This window comes from Ochrobactrum sp. WV_118_8 (genome assembly GCF_039631535.1).
GTDB lineage: Bacteria > Pseudomonadota > Alphaproteobacteria > Rhizobiales > Rhizobiaceae > Brucella > Brucella anthropi.
Genome location: NZ_JBDIUZ010000002.1, coordinates 887,849 through 906,524, shown reverse-complemented (window position 1 = coordinate 906,524; position 18,676 = coordinate 887,849). Strand labels below are relative to the sequence as shown.

Genomic DNA, 18,676 nt, shown 5'->3' with positions numbered 1-18,676 from the left:
AAAATATTATCCTGTTGCCTTTATCGCCTCATGGCGGCGATTTCCAGAGAAGAAAGGCCCAAACGGCAAGCGAGCTGTTGATGAGCCGACTCAACAATTCCTATCCTGTCACCGTCACGCGGCCTGCATCGTCTGTCACCTTTCCGACGATGCGGGCAGATGGATAACCGGCGCCGCGGATGCTGTTCAAAAGCCTTTCGGCTTCCTCCGGTGCGCAGGATATCAGAAGCCCGCCGGAGGTCTGCGGGTCGGTCAGCAATTGCTGTTTCCAGAGCGGATAATCGTCCGGCAACTGCACATCATGTCCATAGCTTGCCCAGTTGCGGGTGGAGGCTCCGGTCACGAAACCGCCTTGCGTCAACTTTTCGGCGTGCTTGAGCAACGGCAGCGCAGCATAGTCGAGGCTGATACCTGCATTCGAACCGCGCGCCATTTCGAGTGCATGTCCGAGAATGCCAAAGCCGGTGACGTCGGTGACTGCGTGGACGGCGTCATCCTTGCCTAGCTCGGCGCCAACCCGGTTCAGCAAGGTGACGGACGCCATCATTTCATCGTAACCGGCGCTGTCGAGTTCCTGCTTCTTGAAGGCAGCGGAATAAATACCGACGCCGATTGCCTTGGTTAGGATTAAGGTATCGCCGGGACACGCGCCACTGTTCTTGCGCAGGCTGGAAAGCTTGCAAGTGCCGATAACGGCCAATCCGTAGATCGGCTCCGGCGCGTCGATGGAATGTCCGCCCGCGACCGGAATGCCAGCTTCAGCGCAGATGCTGGAGCCGCCTTTCAGGATTTCGCGGATCATTTCGGCGGGCATCTTGTTCACCGGCATGCCGAGGATCGCCAGCGCCATGATCGGTGTTCCGCCCATGGCATAAACGTCGGATATCGCGTTGGTGGCTGCGATGCATCCGAAATCGAACGGATCGTCCACCATCGGCATGAAGAAGTCGGTGGTGGCGATCACGCAGTTTTCGTCATCCAGTTGCCAGACCGCGGCATCGTCGCCGGTTTCCGTTCCGACGAGAAGCTGGCTGAAAGGCTGCATGGTCGGTTGGTCAGCCAGCAGATCCTGCAGGACGGCGGGAGCAAGCTTGCAGCCACAGCCGCCGCCATGGGCAAGCGTGCTGAGACGAATAGGCGATGCGATATCCATGCTATTTCCTCAAGCTAAATTGTTATTTCGCGCGCGGTCATCGTGTAGCGGAAAGCATCCGCATCGAGACAATCCAGACGGGCGCTGGCAACTTCGGCCTGCGGATACATCAGGAAACCGAGTTCCGGGCCATGAGCAGAAGGCAAGGCGATATCGCTGCCATCATTGAAGGCGATCCAGTTGCCTTCCCATGAACCGAAAAGCTTTTGCCGCACGGCTGCGACACGCGGATCGTCGGCGGTCAGGCCATCCTTTTCCTCTTCCAGCATCACCTTGCGCACATCCGCCGGATCGGTTGCGACCCAGCCAATGCCGTCAAGATAGATTTCGGCGCGGCAGTGCTGGGCCTTGGTGATGACTTCGTTCTTCGCGCCAAGGCTCTTGTAGCCGAAGGCGGAAGGCGCAACGCGCACGCCATAAAGGTCGCGGGCCGGAATTCCCGCCGCCCTGACCAGAGCGACGAACAGCGGATTGAGGTCGGCGCATTTGCCGCCGAGATCGCCGCTATCAAGCATGGCGACGATATTGCCGTCGCCACAGCCTCGTGTCGAGGCGCGCCGGTAGGTGTTGGCGACGACCCAGTCATAGATGAGGCGCGCCTTTTCCTGATCGGTGGCGGCACCCGCAATGATCTTGTCGGAGGTCTGTTTGACGATACCATCAACGGGTGCAAGGCGCGTCCCGGCCAGATAGCGTTCGCGTTCTGCGTGGGTCAGCGGCACGGCCTTTGCTGACGCATCGAGATTGCTTGCACGGTCTCGGGTGGAGATGAGGCTGATGACTTCGGCTTGCGGTTTCGCTTCGTTTGCGTCCCATTCGAGGTAAAGCAAGCCGGTGCCGCTGGCCGGATCGCGATCGAGCCGCGCGACCTTGGCGTTTGTCGTCCAGCGATTGCCTTCGGGACGGTTCCAGTCATTGCCATTGAACCCGGCCATCGGAACCCAGACACGAATGACTTCCCCCGAAGCGGCGGGCGTGATGCTGGTGGTAATCTCGAAGCTGCGCCAGCCCGACGGTTGCGGTGCGAATGTGTTACCGGCTGCAGATGCAAAATTCGGCAGCATGCTGAAAGCGGCGCAGGCCGCACCGGATTTAAGAACTTCCCGACGGTTCATGACGATCCCCTTTTTGCTTTGAATTGTTGTTGTTGCGATTGCGCGAGAAACATCGTTCCGCCGCCTTCGGTTCGGAAAGCGGCAGGTATGCAGCGATTGCAGGAAATCTGGATGCAGCTTTGCTCGATTGAAGAGAGCCTGAGCTGAGGGCCGCACAACACCGTCGCACCGGGTCAAAGAAGCCGACGCGAGGCAAGAGCCACTCAAAATTCAGGCCCCGAAACTCGGGAGCAACAAAAGAAGCCACGACATCAGTCTGGCGTTTTTACACAGGAACGTCAATCAGCCAGCGCGTTTTCAAGTCATTCTCGTGATGAAGTCCATGTATTAATACATGACAATTAAAGTCATGTTATTGATAAATGCACCTTATTGTTAATTTTTTTAGCCTGCTGTTCGGTTGACAACTTGGTTTTATTGCGGTGAACTGATGTCAGGCAAGTCCAATTTAAAGAAGAATATGCTTCGGCGTTTTTCTTCTGACGATCAGGGAGGTGCAGCGCAATGAATGTGGAGCTCTCACGCCGCCAGTTTCTGGGCGGAACGGGGGCGGTAGTGGCGGCTTCGGCGCTTGGGTCCTTCGGTTTTGGTGCAGTGGAAAGCGCCTATGCCGAATCCATTCGCCCATTCAAGTTGACCAACACGGCCGAAACCCGAAATACCTGCCCTTACTGCTCGGTCGCCTGCGGTATTATTCTTTATTCCAAGGGTGATGTCAGGAAAGGCGAAAAGGCCGAGCTGATCCACGTTGAAGGTGATACGGATCACCCGACCAATCGCGGCACGCTTTGCCCCAAGGGCGCGGCACTGAAGGATTTCGTCAAGGCGAAGACCCGCCTGCAATATCCGCAGGTACGCGAACCGGGTTCGTCCGAGTTCAAACAGATTGCCTGGGAAGATGCGCTTGACCGCATCGCGCGGCATCTGAAAGACGACCGCGACGCCAACTTCATCGCGAAGAACGCGGCGGGCACAACGGTCAACCGCTGGACCTCGACAGGCTTCCTTGCGGCTTCGGCAACCACCAACGAAACGGCGTTTCTCACCTACAAGGTGGTGCGCAGCACAGGCATAGTTGCATTCGATAACCAGGCACGCGTCTGACACGGCCCGACGGTGGCGAGTCTCGCCCCAACATTTGGCCGCGGAGCAATGACCAACTCCTGGACCGATATTAAGAACACCGATCTCGTCGTCGTCATGGGCGGCAATGCGGCGGAAGCGCATCCTTGCGGCTTCAAATGGGTGACGGAGGCCAAGGCCAACCGCGGTGCCAGGCTGATCGTCGTCGATCCGCGATTCACGCGCACGGCTTCCGTGGCGGATTTCTACGCGCCTATCCGGCAGGGCTCGGATATCGCCTTCCTGCTCGGCGTCATCAATTACTGCATCCAGAATGACAAGGTGCAGTGGGATTATGTGAAGCATTTCACCAATGCCAGCTACATCATCAAGGATGGCTTCGAATATAAGGACGGGCTGTTTACCGGCTATGATGAGGAAAAGCGGGATTATGACCGCTCGAGCTGGGACTATGTGATCGGCGATGACGGCTATGCGGTTGTCGATGACACGTTGCAGAACCCGCGCTGCGTCTGGAACCTGCTGAAGCAGCATGTTTCGATCTTCACGCCGGAAATGGTGGAACGCATCTGTGGCACGCCGAAGGAGAAATTCTTGAAAGCGGCCGAGATGATGTCCGAATGCTCGGCGCCCGACAAGACGATGACGTCGATGTATGCGCTCGGCTGGACGCAGCATTCCAAGGGGTCGCAGAATATTCGCTGCATGGCGATGCTGCAGCTGATCCTCGGCAATATCGGCGTGCGTGGCGGCGGCATGAATGCGCTGCGCGGTCACTCCAACATTCAGGGGCTGACCGATATCGGTCTGATGTCCAATCTTCTGCCGGGCTATATGAATATCCCGGTTGAAAAGGAAACCGATCTCGAAATCTATATGTCGACACGCGGTTTCAAGCCGCTGCGCCCGAACCAGACGAGCTACTGGCAGAACTATCGCAAGTTCTTTGTCAGTTTCCAGAAGGCGATGTGGGGCAGTGCCGCAACTGTCGAAAACGACTTCGTCTATGACTGGCTGCCGAAGCTGGACGTGCCGAATTACGACATGCTTCGTATCTTCGACATGATGTATGAAGGCAAGGTCAACGGCTATGTCTGTCAGGGCTTCAATCCGCTGATGGCGGTGCCGAACCGCAAGAAGCTGACCGATGCTTTGTCGAAGCTGAAATTCCTCGTGACGATGGACCCGCTGGAAACGGAAACCTCCCGTTTCTGGGAAAACCACGGTGAATTCAACGATGTGGATTCGGCTTCCATCCAGACGGAAGTGTTCCAGCTGCCCTCCACCTGCTTTGCAGAGGATGAGGGTTCGCTCACCAATTCCGGACGCTGGCTGCAATGGCACTGGCCTGGTGCTACGCCGCCCGGCGACGCGAAGACCGACAACTGGATCATGGCGCAGATATATCTGCGGCTGAAGGAGCTTTATCGTAAGGAAGGCGGTGCTTTCCCCGATCCGATCCTCAATCTCGTGTGGGATTACAAGGATGAGGGCGAACCGACGGCTGAAGAACTGGCCAAGGAACTGAATGGTCGTGCGATTGGCACGGTGACCGATCCAACCGATCCGACCAAGGTGGTTGCCGAGGCTGGCAAACTTCTGTCCGGCTTTGCGGCATTGCGCGACGACGGTTCGACGGCATCGGGATGCTGGATTTATTCCGGTTGCTTCACCGAGGCTGGCAACAATATGGCCCGCCGCGACAACCATGATCCGGACGAGACAGGCGCCTATCTCAACTGGTCTTGGTCGTGGCCTGCAAACCGTCGCATTCTCTATAACCGCGCCTCCGCCGACCTCAACGGCAAGCCGTGGGACCCGAGCCGCAAGCTCATCGAATGGGACGGTTCGAAATGGACGGGCTATGACGTGCCAGACATCGCGCCGACCGCCAAGCCGAACGAGGTCGGTCCGTTCATCATGAATGCGGAAGGCTCTTCGCGCCTGTTCAGCCGCGGCATGATGCGTGACGGTCCGTTCCCGGCCCATTACGAGCCGTTTGAATCGCCTGTCGCCAATGTGATCGCGCCGAAGGTTCGGGGCAATCCGGTGGCACGCGTCTTCAACGACGACTTCAAGCAGTTCGCGGAAACGGCCTCGGAGGAATTCCCCTATGCGGCGACTTCCTACCGCCTGACCGAGCATTTCCACTACTGGACGAAGCACGTCACAGTGAATGCCGTTCTGCAGCCGGAATTCTTCGTGGAAATCTCGGAAGAGCTGGCGAAGGAAAAGGGCATTGCCAAGGGCGACTGGGTGCGGGTGTGGTCGAAGCGCGGCTCGGTCAAGGCCAAGGCCGTGGTGACCAAGCGCATCAAGCCGCTCATCTGCGACGGCAAGACGGTGCATGTGGTCGGCATCCCGCTCCATTGGGGCTTCATGGGGGCTGCCCGTAAGGGCTTCGGTCCGAACTCGCTGACACCTTTCGTCGGCGACGCGAACATCGAAACGCCGGAGTTCAAGGCGTTTCTGGTCAATATCGAGCGCTCAAGCGCGCCTGTAGCTTAGGAGGGACTAGAGATGTTTCCACCCGTTCCCAATCCTAGCGTCCAGCCGCAACAGCCGCGTTTCGGTGACAAGGACCTGATCAGGCGGTCGGCGTCGAATGTGACGCCGCCTGCCGAGCGCCAGACTGAGGTGGCAAAGCTCATCGACGTGTCGAAATGCATCGGCTGCAAGGCCTGCCAGTCGGCCTGCGCCGAATGGAACGACACGCATGAGGAGGTTGGCATCAATGTGGGTGTCTATGACAATCCGCACGATCTGACGCCGAACACCTTCACCTTGATGCGCTTTACCGAGTGGGACAATCCCGACACCGGCAATCTGGAGTGGCTGATCCGCAAGGACGGCTGTATGCATTGCGAAGACCCCGGCTGCCTCAAGGCATGTCCCGCGCCAGGCGCAATCGTGCAATATTCCAACGGTATCGTCGATTTTATCCACGATAACTGCATCGGCTGCGGCTATTGCATCAAGGGGTGCCCGTTCAACATTCCGCGTGTTTCGGAAGTAACCCACAAGGCCTATAAGTGCACGCTCTGCTCCGACCGCATCGCGGTGGGACAGGGACCGGCCTGTGCCAAGGCCTGCCCGACACAGGCCATCGTCTATGGTACCAAGGACGAGATGAAGGAATGGGCCGATGGCCGCATCAAGGATCTGAAATCGCGCGGCTTCGAAAATGCCGGGCTCTACGATCCGCCGGGCGTTGGCGGCACGCATGTCATGTATGTGCTGCAACACGCCGATAAGCCGGAAATCTACGCCAACCTGCCGAACAATCCGCGCATCAGCCCGGTTGTCGAAGCGTGGAAGGGTGTGTCCAAATATGCAGGCATGGCCGCAATGGGGCTGGCTGCGGCAGCAGGTCTGCTGCATTATATCTTCAAGGGTCCGAACGTCGTGACAGAGCATGACGAGGAACAGGCCGAAAAGCTCACGGGAGAGAAAAGCTCATGAGCAAGACCGACTTTGACGATGTTGAACGCGGTGACGGGATAGAACTCGGTAAGCCCGTCAAGGTGCATCGCTATTCCGGTGGCGCACGCATCAATCACTGGATCACCGCCATCAGTCTCGTGCTGCTGGCCCTGTCCGGCCTTGCGATGTTCCACCCATCGCTGTTTTTCCTGTCGGGCCTGTTCGGCGGCGGACAATGGACACGCGCCATCCATCCATGGATTGGCGTGGTGCTGTTCTTCAGCTTTCTGGGGCTTTTCGTGCGTTTCTGGAGCGCCAATCTTTGGAAGCGCGAAGACAGCCAATGGCTCGCACATGCCAATGACGTGATTTCCGGCAATGAGGAAAAGCTGCCTGAAGTCGGCAAATATAATGCCGGTCAGAAGCTCGTTTTCTGGTCCATGTCCTTGCTGATCATCATCCTGATTGTTTCCGGCGTGATGATCTGGAACGAATATTTTGGCTCCTATACCAGCATCAATCAGCAGCGTTGGGCCCTGCTTGTCCATTCCATGGCGGCGGTGGCGGCGATCTGTGTCTGGATCGTGCACGTCTATGCCGCGATCTGGGTCAAGGGCACGATCAATGCGATGACACGCGGCACGGTTACCGGTGGCTGGGCTTGGCGACATCACCGCAAGTGGTTGCGCGAACTGACATCGAAGCAGAAAGTGAAGCAGGACGGCAGCAAGCCTGCCGCCTGAACTTACTCGGCGTCCTAGAGGGTAATAATATTCCGTGGTTTACGTGACCCGTTGGGTTCGTGAGGAGTGACATGGCAGGCAAGAAAGATCTGGTGCCGGACCCGACGGTCATCGGCGAAATATCGGCCCCACCCTTCGTGCAATTGCCGGACCCCGGCGCGCTTTTTGCCAGAAGAGCAGAGCGTCTGCGTTTTCTGGGTTCGGTCAGCCCGCTGAAACCTTATCTGGAGTTCATTGCCGACTTGAGCGAGGCACAGTCTGAAATAGCGGCTGGTCTCGGTCCTGTCGCCGCGCGACACGGCAACGACCGGGGACGGGAATTCGGCATGCCAGCGATCGATCGTGCGGATGCCATATCGGAACCAGCACTCGGGACTGTCTTCGACCGGCTGTTCGAGCATGCCCGCACGATCGCCAAACCGCAAGATGCCGCCGATGCGCTGGAACGTGTGGCGAACAGCGATGCGGGTGCGCGTCGCCGGATGATCGAGGCAGTTTTCGCCGGTATTCTGCCGCCGGAAGCAATTGCTGAACATATCTATATCTGGGCAGGCTTGCAGCTCCATTTCACGCGGCTTGCAGCGGCGCTTGACCCGAAGTCGCTGAAACCCGTTGCCGATGGCGTCTGCCCGACTTGCGGCAGCATTCCGTCAAGCTCGATGGTCGTGGGCTGGCACGGTGCGCATGGCGCGCGTTTCTGCTCCTGTTCCGTCTGCAACACGCTCTGGCACTATGTCCGGGTCAAATGTGTGTGCTGCGGCTCGACAAAGGGTATCGGCTACAAGGAAGTCGAGGAAGGTGGCGGCATTATCAAGGCTGAAACCTGCGATGAATGCCAGCGCTGGGTCAAGATCATCTATCAGCAGCTATCGGCGGATGCCGATCCTATGACCGACGATGTTGCGAGCCTCGGCCTTGATATATTGATGCGCGAGACGCCTTACAGGCGAGGCGGCTTCTCGCCGCTTCTTGCCGGACTGTGAGGAAGCATGGACCAGATCAAGTCTTCGCTGCGCCACCTGCCGTCCGTGGATGCCATCCTGCAAATGGCGGAGCTTTCCGGGGCATTGGAGAGTTTTGGCCGTGCGTCGGTGACTGAGGCTATTCGCAAGGTTTTGAGCGATGAGCGCGAGGCGGTGAAATCCGGCGCCTCGCTCTCCATTAACACGCATTTGGCTGAGCGGGTTCTCCACTTGCTTAAAGCGTCAGGGCGATCGAGCCTGCGTCCGCTGTTCAATCTGACCGGAACTGTCCTGCACACCAATCTGGGGCGAGCCATTCTTGCCGAAGCCGCCGTCGAGGCTGCCACACAAGCCATGCGGCAGGCGGTTTCGCTCGAATTTGACCTGTCATCGGGCGGGCGTGGCGAGCGCGATGATCATCTGCGGGCGCTTGTCTGTGAGCTGACGGGGGCGGAAGATGCCACCGTCGTCAACAACAATGCTGCTGCTGTACTTCTGGTGCTGAACAGCCTTGCTGCAGGTAGGGAGGCCATTGTATCGCGCGGCGAACTGATCGAGATCGGCGGCGCATTCCGCATGCCGGACATCATGACCCGCGCCGGTACGCGGCTTGTCGAAGTGGGCGCCACCAACCGCACCCATCCGCGTGACTACGACAATGCAATCAACCCCGATACAGGGCTGGTACTGAAGGTCCACACGTCAAACTATCGGATTGAAGGTTTTACGCGGGAAGTCTCAGCGGCGGAACTGGCCGCCATTGCGCAGGTCAAGGGCGTCCCGCTGGTCAATGACCTTGGCTCCGGCACACTTGCCGATCTGACTTCCTTCGGTCTCGCACACGAGCCGACAGTGCGCGAAGCGGTCGCCGAAGGTGCAGATATCGTCACCTTTTCCGGCGATAAGCTTCTCGGTGGACCACAGGCGGGCTTCATTGTCGGGCGACGCGATCTGATCGCCCGTATTAACAAGAACCCGATGAAGCGTGCTTTGCGGGTGGACAAAATCAGGCTCGCAGCACTTGAAGCGACGTTGAAACTTTATCGTAATCCGGAACGACTTTCTGAAAGGCTGCCGACTATTCGCTATCTGGCGCGTCCGCAGACCGAAATTGCCGCGCAGGCGGCACGGCTCAAGCCGGAGCTGGAGAGAATACTCGGCCCGGCTTTCGTTGTGGCGATGACAGATTGCGCCAGCCAGATCGGCTCCGGCGCATTGCCGCTCTCGACCGTTCCAAGCGCCGGATTGTCGATTGTGCCGAAAGACGGTAGCGGCTCCGCGCTGACAGCGCTCGGCGGTTCATTGCGCGCACTGCCTCTGCCGGTCATCGGGCGGATCGAAAAGGGCGCACTCGTGCTCGATCTGCGCTGCCTTGATGACGAGACCAGTTTCGTTCGGAACCTGTCATCCTATGCGGCTCGCTGATCTTTTCACCCGCAAGCCCAAGCCGGATACGACAGCTCAAGCGCTGGAAAAGGCGCTTGTCGCTGCAAAGGCGGGTGATTACGCAGCGGCGCTTTCCATCTGGGAGCCGCTGGCGCGTGCAGGCAATGCCCGCGCGCAGAACAATATCGGCGCCTGCTTTGCGGGCGGCATGGGCGTTGAGAAAGATGTCGTCCTTGCGCAACGCTGGCTGGTCCTTTCAGCCGCGGCCGGCGATGCTTCCGGCCAACGCAATCTCGCGTCGCTTTTGTTCAAGGGAGAAGACATTGAAGCCGACTATCCGGAAGCCGCAAGGCTTTACCGGCTTGCCGCAGAACAAGGGGACCCGCAGGCACAGGACATGCTGAGCTGGATGCTCATGGAAGGGGAGGTAATGACCGCCGACCCGGTTGAGGCGCGCGAATGGGCGTTGAAGGCGGCGGAAGGCGGCATAGCCGCAGCCATGACGCGGCTAGGCATGATTTATCATAATGCTCTCGGGGTGCCGCGCGATCCCTCTCAGGCCGTTTACTGGTGGCGGAATGCGTCCGCTGCGGGCGATCCGGATGGCGAAGCCATGCTCGGCGCGGCGCTGCATCTTGGCATGGGTGTGGAGCGCGATCCTTCGTCGGCTTACGAACATCTGCTGCGCGCTGAGGCGGGCGGCAGCACGCTTGCCGCTCCTTTCATCGAGGCAGCGCGCAATGCGCTGAACGAAAAGCCATGATCGTCGGAACGGCGGGGCATATCGATCATGGAAAGACCTCGCTGGTGCGCGCCCTTACACAGGTCGACACGGACCGGCTGAAGGAGGAAAAGGCGCGGGGCATTTCCATCGATCTCGGCTTTGCCTATCTGCCCTTGTCCGGCGACGAAAAGGACATACTCGGCTTTGTTGACGTGCCGGGGCATGAAAAATTCGTGCATACGATGCTTGCCGGTGCGGCGAGCATCGATTTCGTCATGCTGGTTGTCGCTGCCGATGACGGGATCATGCCGCAAACGCGCGAACATCTGGCAATCGTCAACCTGCTCGGTATCCGGCGTGGTGTCGCCGTCATCACCAAATCCGATCTTGTCGAACCTGACCGTCTTGCCGAGGTTGAAACCGCTATCCGCAATGAACTGGCGCTGACGGGACTTGCCGACATTCCAGTGCTGTCGGTCTCCACCGTGTCGGGTGCCGGGATCGACGATCTGAAGGCGCTGCTGGAAGTGCAAGCGCATGCATTCGGTGAGCGGCGGACAAACGGACGCTTTCGTCTTGCGGTGGACCGCTCCTTCACGCTCAAGGGCGCTGGCACAGTGGTCACGGGCACGGTGCTGTCCGGCAAGGCCGCCATTGGCGATCATCTGGTCATCAGCCCGTCTGGCAAGGAGGCGCGTATCCGCACCATTCATGCGCAGAACCAGCCAAGCGAAATAGCGCAGGCGGGTGATCGCTGCGCGCTCAATCTGGCAGGTGACGGCATATCGAAAGAGGCGATACATCGCGGCGACACGCTGGTTTCGCCCGGCCTTCATCGCCCGACGGATCGCATCGACGCATCGTTGCAAATCCTGTCCCCGGAGAAAAAGCCGCTTGGTCAGTGGTTCCCGGTTCGCTTGCATCATGCCTCGACGGAAGTCGGTGCCCGCATCGTGCTTTTGCGGGATGAAGAGCTCCAGCCGGGCACCGAAGATCGGGTGCAACTGGTGCTGGATCGTCCTGTCTCGGCTGCAGCCGGAGACCGCTTCGTCATCCGCGATGTGTCCGCACAACGCACCATTGGCGGCGGACGTTTTCTCGATCTGCGCCCGCCGCAACGCAAGCGCCGCAGTCCGGAGCGCATGGCACAGCTTGACGCCCATTCCATTGACGACCCGGTAGAATCGGCACGCGCACTGCTGGCTGCTGAACCTTACTATCTTGATGCGACGGCATTCCTGCGCGACCGCGCGCTGGCGGACGACCCGCAAGGTTTGGCGCACGCGCTCGATGCCGTAATGCTCCCGCAGGCAAATTCCGTGCTGTTGTTATTGCCGGAACGATGGGACGCTCTGCGTGACGATATTCTGGCGCGACTGGCCACCTTCCATGACGAAAATCCAGACCTGATCGGCATGGGTGTCGAACGGCTGCGGCTGTTGTTGAAACCGCGCCTGCCAGCGCCCGCCTTTCGCGCTGCCATCGCTGCGCTGGTTGAGGCGGACCTGCTGAGACTGGACGGCGCCTGGCTTCGCCTGCGTGATCATGAAGTGACGATGAGCGATGCCGACGAGGCGCTCTGGCAGCGTATCGCACCTCTGCTTGGCGGTGAGGCTCGTTTTCGTCCGCCGCGCGTGCGCGATATTGCGGGTCTGCTTGATGAGCGGGAGGAAGATTTTCGCCGCCTGCTCAAGCTTTCCGGGCGTATGGGCCGGGTGCATGAAGTGGCGCACGACCATTTTTTCCTGCGGGGAACGATTGCTGAAATGATCGGCATCCTGTCGGATATGGATGCGGCATTTGATAGTGGCTGGTTCATTGCGGCGCGGTTTCGCGACCGGGTGGATAGCGGTCGCAAGGTGGCGATCCAGATACTGGAATTCTTCGATCGCAACAGCGTCACGATAAGGCGTGGAGACATGCGCCGCCTGAACCGCCGCAAGCTGGACTTGTTCGGCGATTTCACGCAAGGGGAAGCAGGGACAACCGGAGGAATGAAGTGAAATCTCTGTCGACGACTATCTGCCTGTTACTCGTTCTGGCCGCCATTGGCGGCTGCGCCAACCGACCGTGCAATGAATGGCCGGGAACCTGCATCATTCAGTGACCGGCGACTGGATCCAGCCGTCTAGAGCATTTCCTGTTTTGACTGAATCGTTGGAAATGCTCTATCTGTTTGTTTTTAAGCATGTCTTTATCCCGAAACCGGTTCCCACTTTCGGGAGACATGCTCTAGATTGACGCTATGATTGCTGGTGCTGTAGGAATGAGGAGCGAATGAAAGAGTAGCAGCAGGTTGGAAATCTGCCCGTTGCTACAGCGTGCCGATACGAATTTATGGAATGAATTCAATATCTGGAAGGGATACATGCCCGGTGGCATGTCCGGACTTCAAATCCGGGAGGGGCCGATAGACGGTCTTTGGTGGGTTCGACTCCCATTCTCTTCCGCCATCGGCTTTTCAGGTCATCTTGAGCGTACGATGCTCAGCACATTGCGAACCACTTCGTCCTGAAGCGGGCGCTGCTTCTCGATGTTGAAATGGCCGATATCCTTCATGCCTGAGAAGTCGCGATTGTCGAGGTTGCCCTTGAAACGCGGACCGGCAGCCAGCGGCAGGCCCCAGCCGTGCTGCTTGAAATAGAAGTTCACGACACGCCTTATATTGCCGGGCAAAGGGGCTGGCGCCGTGGCGGCAAAGGTGGCCATATAAGTGACCTGAATGCCCTTCTTTTCGAGCGCGGTTGCAATATCGATGACGGCATTGGCGCCGAGTGAATGGCCGATCAGCACCACGGGTGCGCGTGGGTTCTTTCGCTGGTCGGCGAGGATCTGGTTCAACACGAAACGCCAGGCCTGATGCCCCTCGACATGCGCATCCACTCCGTTGGCCTGCAACTGCTTGCCGATCTCATCGATGCCGGTGGAGAAGACGTCCCCGAAACCGCGCAGAAGATAGACATCGGCTTGCGGCGAGCTTCTGGAAGGCGTCTTGGGTGCCGCCTGTGCCGCGCTACCATAGAGCGCAAGTACAGCCCCGGCAAACAGCAGGCCGCGACGGGTCAGGGATTTCGGACGCAAACTGTTCGGCTTTGAAGTCATATTCGATTACTCGTTGGAGCACGTTCGAGAACGATGAAACGACTTTGAACGCGATATACTGGAACAGGTATCTAGAGCGCCGATCCGTTTCAGCCAAATCACTAGAACTTGATTTTTGGAATGACACGGCCTGTCCGGCTTGCATATTCGTCATAGGATGTGCCGAATGCCGCGCGCATCATCGCCTCCTCGTGATCGACCCGATAGAAATAGAGGATAGCGACGCCGACAAGGCCAGCCAGACCGGCAAACCAGTTCGGCAGCAGGCAGAATTGGGCAATCGCCCACAGCCAGAATGACAGATACATCGGATGACGGACATATTTGTAAAGCCCGTCCGTCACCAGCTTGTGCTCGCGGCGGATTTCAAGCGAGACGGACCAGTTCTTGCCCAACTGGCGATGGCTTACATAGAAAAGCCAGAGGAATGCGATCTCGACAATCAGACCGATCCAGGCCAGCCATGGCTGGAAAGCATAGTCAGCAAAGGCGGGAAAGCCGGTTGCGACATAGACAATCGGGACCAGCGACAGGCCGACGCTCGCCGCACCCAGCGCCAGCCGATCGGCCAGCGTTTTTGCATTGTTAGCAACCTTGATCTTGCGCGCGCGCCGCTGATGCGGAATGCGGATAACGACCCAGGCGACAAGCCCGATAGCCCAGACGATTGCGGCCAGTGTCGGTGTCATTCGGCAATAGTTTCCTTCTTTGGCAGGGCGCCGATTATTCGGTCATCCGTCCGGTCTCTAAGCGAGATCGGACCACAGCAAATCTGAAAGAAATCATACCAATAGGGTTTTGTATTTCCGAATACATATTGATAGTGCACGCGAAAAAGGTTTCGCTTCACACGCTTGTAGATTTCCGGCTGCAGCATTTCCTTCATCCGCACGGTCTTTGTGACAGGGAAGGGCCGTTGCGGCTCCCGCTTCAGGCCCATCTCGGCCACAGGATCGGTCTTGTAGAAGTTGATCGCGTCGGTCAGGCACTGGATTTCCACCCAGTCGATCTTGCCGTCGTCCACGAGCCGTTGCACGCCTTCGCGAAAATGTCCGCCTGCAGGGTGATAGCCTGCCTTGAGCGCGGTTGAACCAAGCGTGAGGACCGTCACTTTGGGCGCGCGGCTGCTGAACTCCGGATCGATGGCAAGGCAGCGCGCGGCAACGTCCAGCATCAGCATGCCGCCGGTGCTGTGACCGATCAGAATGACTTCGTCGTAATGTTTTGCGGTGATGCGCTCCACGATACCGGCTGCAAAGCGCTGCATCAGGGATTCGGCGTCCTGCCGCCGCCCCCGAATGAAATTGAGCGAAAACGACCATAGGTCCATCAGATGGTTAGTTGACCACCGCTTGCCGAGAACGGCGAGCGCTGCGGAAAAAACCACCAGGCCGAGGAGCCAGCTGACGGCGCCCAGCCATTGCACAGTCCATCGCGCCACGGCATAGCCTGCTGCTGCAAACAAAGCGAGCACGAGAAACGGGTAGAGGAAATAGAGCCCGAAGCGCCAGGCTTTCGCAAAGAAACGAAAGGCTGTGCCGGTTACGACGAAATCGCCGAAAGCGACAAGATATTTGGCCAGCCTGACAGGCAGGGGGCGGTCGAAATCCGCCAGCACTATTCTGTCCAGAACGAGAAAATTAAAGTCGGTTTCGGTGTCCCAATCGTCGTCGGCAGGAACCGTTTTGATCGACACGGAGCCGATTTCGCAATCAGGCGAGATGCTGACATCCGAAACATCGGAACGAACGCCCCAGAGTGCCTCGAACCTTTTGATTTCTCTATTCAATCGACCAAAAAACGCCTTGGGCGTTTTAGGGTCATAGCCGCCAATGAAGAAGACAGCGCGTCGTCGAACCGGTTGCTTCATGCGCAAACCGTAGTTTGGGGGTTTCTGATTGTCGAGATCATTGCCGGTCATCCCCAAACAAATATGTTTGAACTTGCTCGCTTATCTCATGTCGACGAGACCGCGCCTTATTGCTTCACGGGTTGCCTCGGCGCGAGAAGAGACGCTCAGCTTTTGATAGATGGCCTTCACATAGTCGCTGACTGTATGTTCCGATAGTCCAAGTTTGCGGGCGATTTCACCATTTTTGTGCCCGTCCCCGATCTCCTTCAGCACTTCGGTTTCCCGGCGCGAAAGATGGATGAACTCGCCTTCCAGTTCCATTGCCGCCGGATGGGCGGATATGGCTTTCACCCGAGCGACCAGATTGAGCCTCGCGCGGATTGTGAGGATGAGAACGTCGAAATCGATTGGCTTGGTCAGATAATCGTCAGCGCCGGCCTCCCTGCCGGTCAGCTCGTGGCTGCGGTCAGCGAGCGCAGTCAGAAACAGGAATGGCGTTCCCGCAAGGTCAGAACGAGCGCCGCGAATCTGTTCCAGAAACTGCAGGCCATTGGTGCCGGGCATTAATATATCGCAGATGATGATGTCGGGCGTCGTCGTGTCCAGCATACGCAGCGCTTCGCTTGCATTGGCCGCGCCGATAGCGTTGAAACCCGAAGTGCTCAGTTCATCGATCAGTTCTTCCAGAATATGGGTTTCGTCCTCGATGCAGAGGACGGTCGGCATGGGGAGGGTTTCAGGTAGTCGCATGCGGGGCCACCTTTGGTAGGGTCAGAATGAACACCGTACCTTGTCCTTCAACCGAAGTGAAGACAAGCGTTCCGCCGTGTAATTCGGCCAAAGCGCGCGACAGGCTGAGACCAAGGCCGGTGCCTGCCATGTGCGATGCATTGCTGGCGCGGAAAAAGCGCGTGAATATACGGTCGGTATCCTCTACCGGTATGCCGATACCGTAATCGCGGACGATGCATCTGAACCCGTTCTCGTCTTCTTCGGTGGTTACCTCGATGGGCTTGTCGGCAGGGGAATATTTGGTGGCATTGCCAAGCAGGTTGACCAGAATCTGCTCGACCAGAATGCCGTCGCAATAACAGAAGGTCTCGCTGTCCTGAATGTTTGTGACCAGCTCCAGCTCCGGATGCAATTCCTGATGATAGGCGCAGGTATTGCGAACCAGTTCCGAAAAATCGACTGGTTGCCGGTTGATCTGAAATCCGTTCTCATCAAGACGCTCCGCATTGGCGGTACTCTCCAGAAGCAGGATCAGGCGGCGGCTGGCGTTCCGCATCCGCTTTGCCTTGTCGACGATGATTTCGGGCGTGAACTCGTCGGCGCGACGGATGAAACGCTGGGCGATGATGTCGATGATCGATACGGGTGTGCGGAACTGGTGAGACACCGTGGTGATGAAACTCTTGTAGAGTTCTTTGGCCTTGCGTTCACTCTCCAGTGCCTCGCGCAGGGCGGCGGTGCGGTCAGCGACGGTGTGTTCCAGTTGCTGCTTGTATTCCTGCAGCGCCTTGTGGGCGCGTTCGGCCTTGCGCATGTTGGAAAATACCTGCCATGACAGAATGGCGCCAGTGGCCATGATGCCCAGTACCGCGAACATGATCAGATAGATCGACTGCAATTGCTGGTCGCGCTGCGCGCCGCCGCGGTCACGCTCCAGTATCATCGCATCATTGGCAACTTTGGTCAGTTCCTCGCGCATGGGAACCAGCGCTTCATAGATGGTAATCGGATCGAATTTGTCAGGCTCCGCATCGATCATCGCCTCGATCTCGGGAAGCCGGTCCGCATTGCGCTGGATGGTTTGGGCGCCGCCCGGAATGCGGGCGAAATATTTCTTCTGCGGGGCATCGGCCAGCAGCGCAAAACGGCTGTAGAGAACGTCGAGACGGAGTGAGAGATCGGCGGTGTTTGTGTTGCCGCTTGGCAGGGTCAGTGCGGTTTCGCCGAGACGCCCGGCGTCACGCTCGGTCTGGGTGATGGCCCAGACCATGTTTTCGCCGACATAGGTAGCGAGCGATTTCTGGATGACGAGAAGCTGAATGAAAGCATAAGCGAGCAGGGCAGCAAACCCCACCATGACTAGGCCGGAAAGAATGTAGCCCCGCTTTAATCTCATTTCACCTCGATCTGCTTCAGCTGCCATGCCCAGCGGTGATCATAGCGCGAATCGTTCAGTTCCTCATGCTGGTCGCGCGGGTAGACGATCCAGTATGGCCCCTTGTCTCGCCGGTTCAACTCCTTGCCGTTCATCTTGTGCGCGACAAGGACGTCGTATTTATAGGCGTCTTCCAGCGGAATGCTGATGCTGTAATCGTTGAGCGCAAGCACCGTAATCGAGTGGCTGCCTGCTTCTGTTCCGTCGACACCCACCGTCGCCAGCACATCGCGCAGCAATACGCCGTCGAAGTTCTGCGGCCCTTCGGTCCATGCGGTGTTGGTTTGCAAGCTGTTCTGCGGCAGTTTCGTGAAATCATCGCTGCTCAGCACGCGCGTCGTTCCATTCGGAGCGACAATAGTCAGTGTGATGGTTGCCGCAGCGGGTGGTGCGGCATCAGCCGGGCCAGTGAAATGGATGACTTGGCAGATGGCGAAAAGCGCGATCAGTGCCCTGAACGCCAGAAGACGCTGGAAAGCGAACATCCAGTTTGCACATGACACGTGAGGCATCTCCAGAAGCGAAAAATTGCGAATGTATCCAAGCTTAAACGGGAGGACGCGCGCAATTTCAAGATTCTCTTGAGTTTGCCGAGCGAAATTCCCCTTCAAAAGCGATAATTCACACATAACACTAAAAAATTTTGGTCCAATTCCAAATAAATATCAAACTGATTCACGAAATTTTTTAATCTCTACCGGCGGTTACACGTCAGTTTTAGATAAAATGGTTGGTTTTTCTTTGTGAGCTATCCCCCTGAATAGGGGAATTGTTTTTCGCTACTAGAGCGTTCACTAAATGATCGCCGGCCTGTTGGGGCTTAGGAGGCTGGCGCAAAAATTGGGCGGGGGCTGCTTATCGACCGCGGGGAGTCGGGGTCGATAGGCAGCCAACCAGTCCGGATAGCGCGGAAGCGGCGATAACGGTTACTCTCGGAGCGATGCGTTTCGAGCTACGAATAAAAAC

The 18,676-nt window shown here is 57.9% G+C and carries 15 protein-coding genes and 1 tRNA gene; 8 read left to right on the top strand and 8 right to left on the bottom strand.

Going from position 1 to position 18,676, the window contains the following annotated elements:
• Positions 1 to 100: 100 nt before the first annotated feature.
• Both selD and ABDF71_RS18225 read right to left on the bottom strand, forming a co-directional pair.
• Positions 101 to 1,153, bottom strand: a complete 1,053-nt coding sequence (selD, locus tag ABDF71_RS18230) for a selenide, water dikinase SelD (RefSeq protein WP_036582424.1) — start codon at positions 1,151 to 1,153, stop codon at positions 101 to 103.
• 14 nt (positions 1,154 to 1,167) lie between these two features.
• Positions 1,168 to 2,268: a transglutaminase-like domain-containing protein gene (locus tag ABDF71_RS18225; protein WP_043061593.1), complete on the bottom strand. Its 1,101-nt coding sequence runs from the start codon at positions 2,266 to 2,268 to the stop codon at positions 1,168 to 1,170.
• A gap of 504 nt (positions 2,269 to 2,772) precedes the next feature.
• Here ABDF71_RS18225 and fdnG point away from each other — a divergent pair.
• The 8 genes from fdnG to ABDF71_RS18185 all read left to right on the top strand — a co-directional run bounded on the left by fdnG (position 2,773) and on the right by ABDF71_RS18185 (position 13,042).
• Positions 2,773 to 5,859, top strand: coding sequence for a formate dehydrogenase-N subunit alpha (gene fdnG / locus ABDF71_RS18220; protein WP_258124528.1), 3,087 nt, complete (start codon positions 2,773 to 2,775; stop codon positions 5,857 to 5,859).
• Positions 5,860 to 5,871: 12 nt separating this feature from the next.
• A complete protein-coding gene (gene fdxH, locus ABDF71_RS18215; RefSeq protein WP_010660824.1) occupies positions 5,872 to 6,813 on the top strand; it encodes a formate dehydrogenase subunit beta in 942 nt (313 codons plus the stop codon).
• Positions 6,810 to 7,517: a formate dehydrogenase subunit gamma gene (locus ABDF71_RS18210; protein ID WP_151665203.1), complete on the top strand. Its 708-nt coding sequence runs from the start codon at positions 6,810 to 6,812 to the stop codon at positions 7,515 to 7,517. The genes fdxH and ABDF71_RS18210 overlap by 4 nt, the downstream gene beginning before the upstream one ends.
• Positions 7,518 to 7,588: 71 nt before the next feature.
• Entirely contained in the window at positions 7,589 to 8,500 is a 912-nt protein-coding gene (fdhE, locus tag ABDF71_RS18205) for a formate dehydrogenase accessory protein FdhE (RefSeq protein WP_258124527.1), read from the top strand.
• Between the two features lie 6 nt (positions 8,501 to 8,506).
• On the top strand, positions 8,507 to 9,904 hold the full coding sequence (gene selA / locus ABDF71_RS18200; RefSeq protein ID WP_258124526.1) for an L-seryl-tRNA(Sec) selenium transferase: 1,398 nt from the start codon (positions 8,507 to 8,509) through the stop codon (positions 9,902 to 9,904).
• Positions 9,891 to 10,628: a tetratricopeptide repeat protein gene (locus ABDF71_RS18195; RefSeq protein ID WP_094515022.1), complete on the top strand. Its 738-nt coding sequence runs from the start codon at positions 9,891 to 9,893 to the stop codon at positions 10,626 to 10,628. Before selA ends, ABDF71_RS18195 begins: the two co-directional genes overlap by 14 nt.
• Complete coding sequence (gene selB, locus ABDF71_RS18190) at positions 10,625 to 12,592, top strand: selenocysteine-specific translation elongation factor (RefSeq protein ID WP_258124524.1); 1,968 nt, start codon at positions 10,625 to 10,627, stop codon at positions 12,590 to 12,592. The genes ABDF71_RS18195 and selB overlap by 4 nt, the downstream gene beginning before the upstream one ends.
• Positions 12,593 to 12,946: 354 nt before the next feature.
• Positions 12,947 to 13,042, top strand: a tRNA-Sec gene (locus tag ABDF71_RS18185).
• A 13-nt stretch (positions 13,043 to 13,055) separates the two neighbouring features.
• Here ABDF71_RS18185 and ABDF71_RS18180 read toward each other — a convergent pair.
• The 6 genes from ABDF71_RS18180 to ABDF71_RS18155 form a co-directional block, all read right to left on the bottom strand.
• A complete protein-coding gene (locus ABDF71_RS18180; RefSeq protein ID WP_258124523.1) occupies positions 13,056 to 13,691 on the bottom strand; it encodes an alpha/beta hydrolase family protein in 636 nt (211 codons plus the stop codon).
• Between the two features lie 101 nt (positions 13,692 to 13,792).
• A complete protein-coding gene (locus tag ABDF71_RS18175) occupies positions 13,793 to 14,380 on the bottom strand; it encodes a protein-S-isoprenylcysteine O-methyltransferase (RefSeq protein ID WP_258124522.1) in 588 nt (195 codons plus the stop codon).
• Positions 14,377 to 15,561: an alpha/beta fold hydrolase gene (locus ABDF71_RS18170; protein WP_258124521.1), complete on the bottom strand. Its 1,185-nt coding sequence runs from the start codon at positions 15,559 to 15,561 to the stop codon at positions 14,377 to 14,379. Before ABDF71_RS18170 ends, ABDF71_RS18175 begins: the two co-directional genes overlap by 4 nt.
• Positions 15,562 to 15,642: 81 nt before the next feature.
• A complete protein-coding gene (locus ABDF71_RS18165) occupies positions 15,643 to 16,293 on the bottom strand; it encodes a response regulator transcription factor (RefSeq protein WP_258124520.1) in 651 nt (216 codons plus the stop codon).
• Positions 16,280 to 17,671: a sensor histidine kinase gene (locus ABDF71_RS18160; protein ID WP_258124519.1), complete on the bottom strand. Its 1,392-nt coding sequence runs from the start codon at positions 17,669 to 17,671 to the stop codon at positions 16,280 to 16,282. The genes ABDF71_RS18165 and ABDF71_RS18160 overlap by 14 nt, the downstream gene beginning before the upstream one ends.
• The gene (locus ABDF71_RS18155; protein WP_235691851.1) at positions 17,668 to 18,222 is read right to left on the bottom strand and encodes a putative pterin-binding protein; all 555 of its coding nucleotides are present in this window, start codon (positions 18,220 to 18,222) and stop codon (positions 17,668 to 17,670) included. Before ABDF71_RS18155 ends, ABDF71_RS18160 begins: the two co-directional genes overlap by 4 nt.
• Between the last annotated feature and the right edge of the window lie 454 nt (positions 18,223 to 18,676).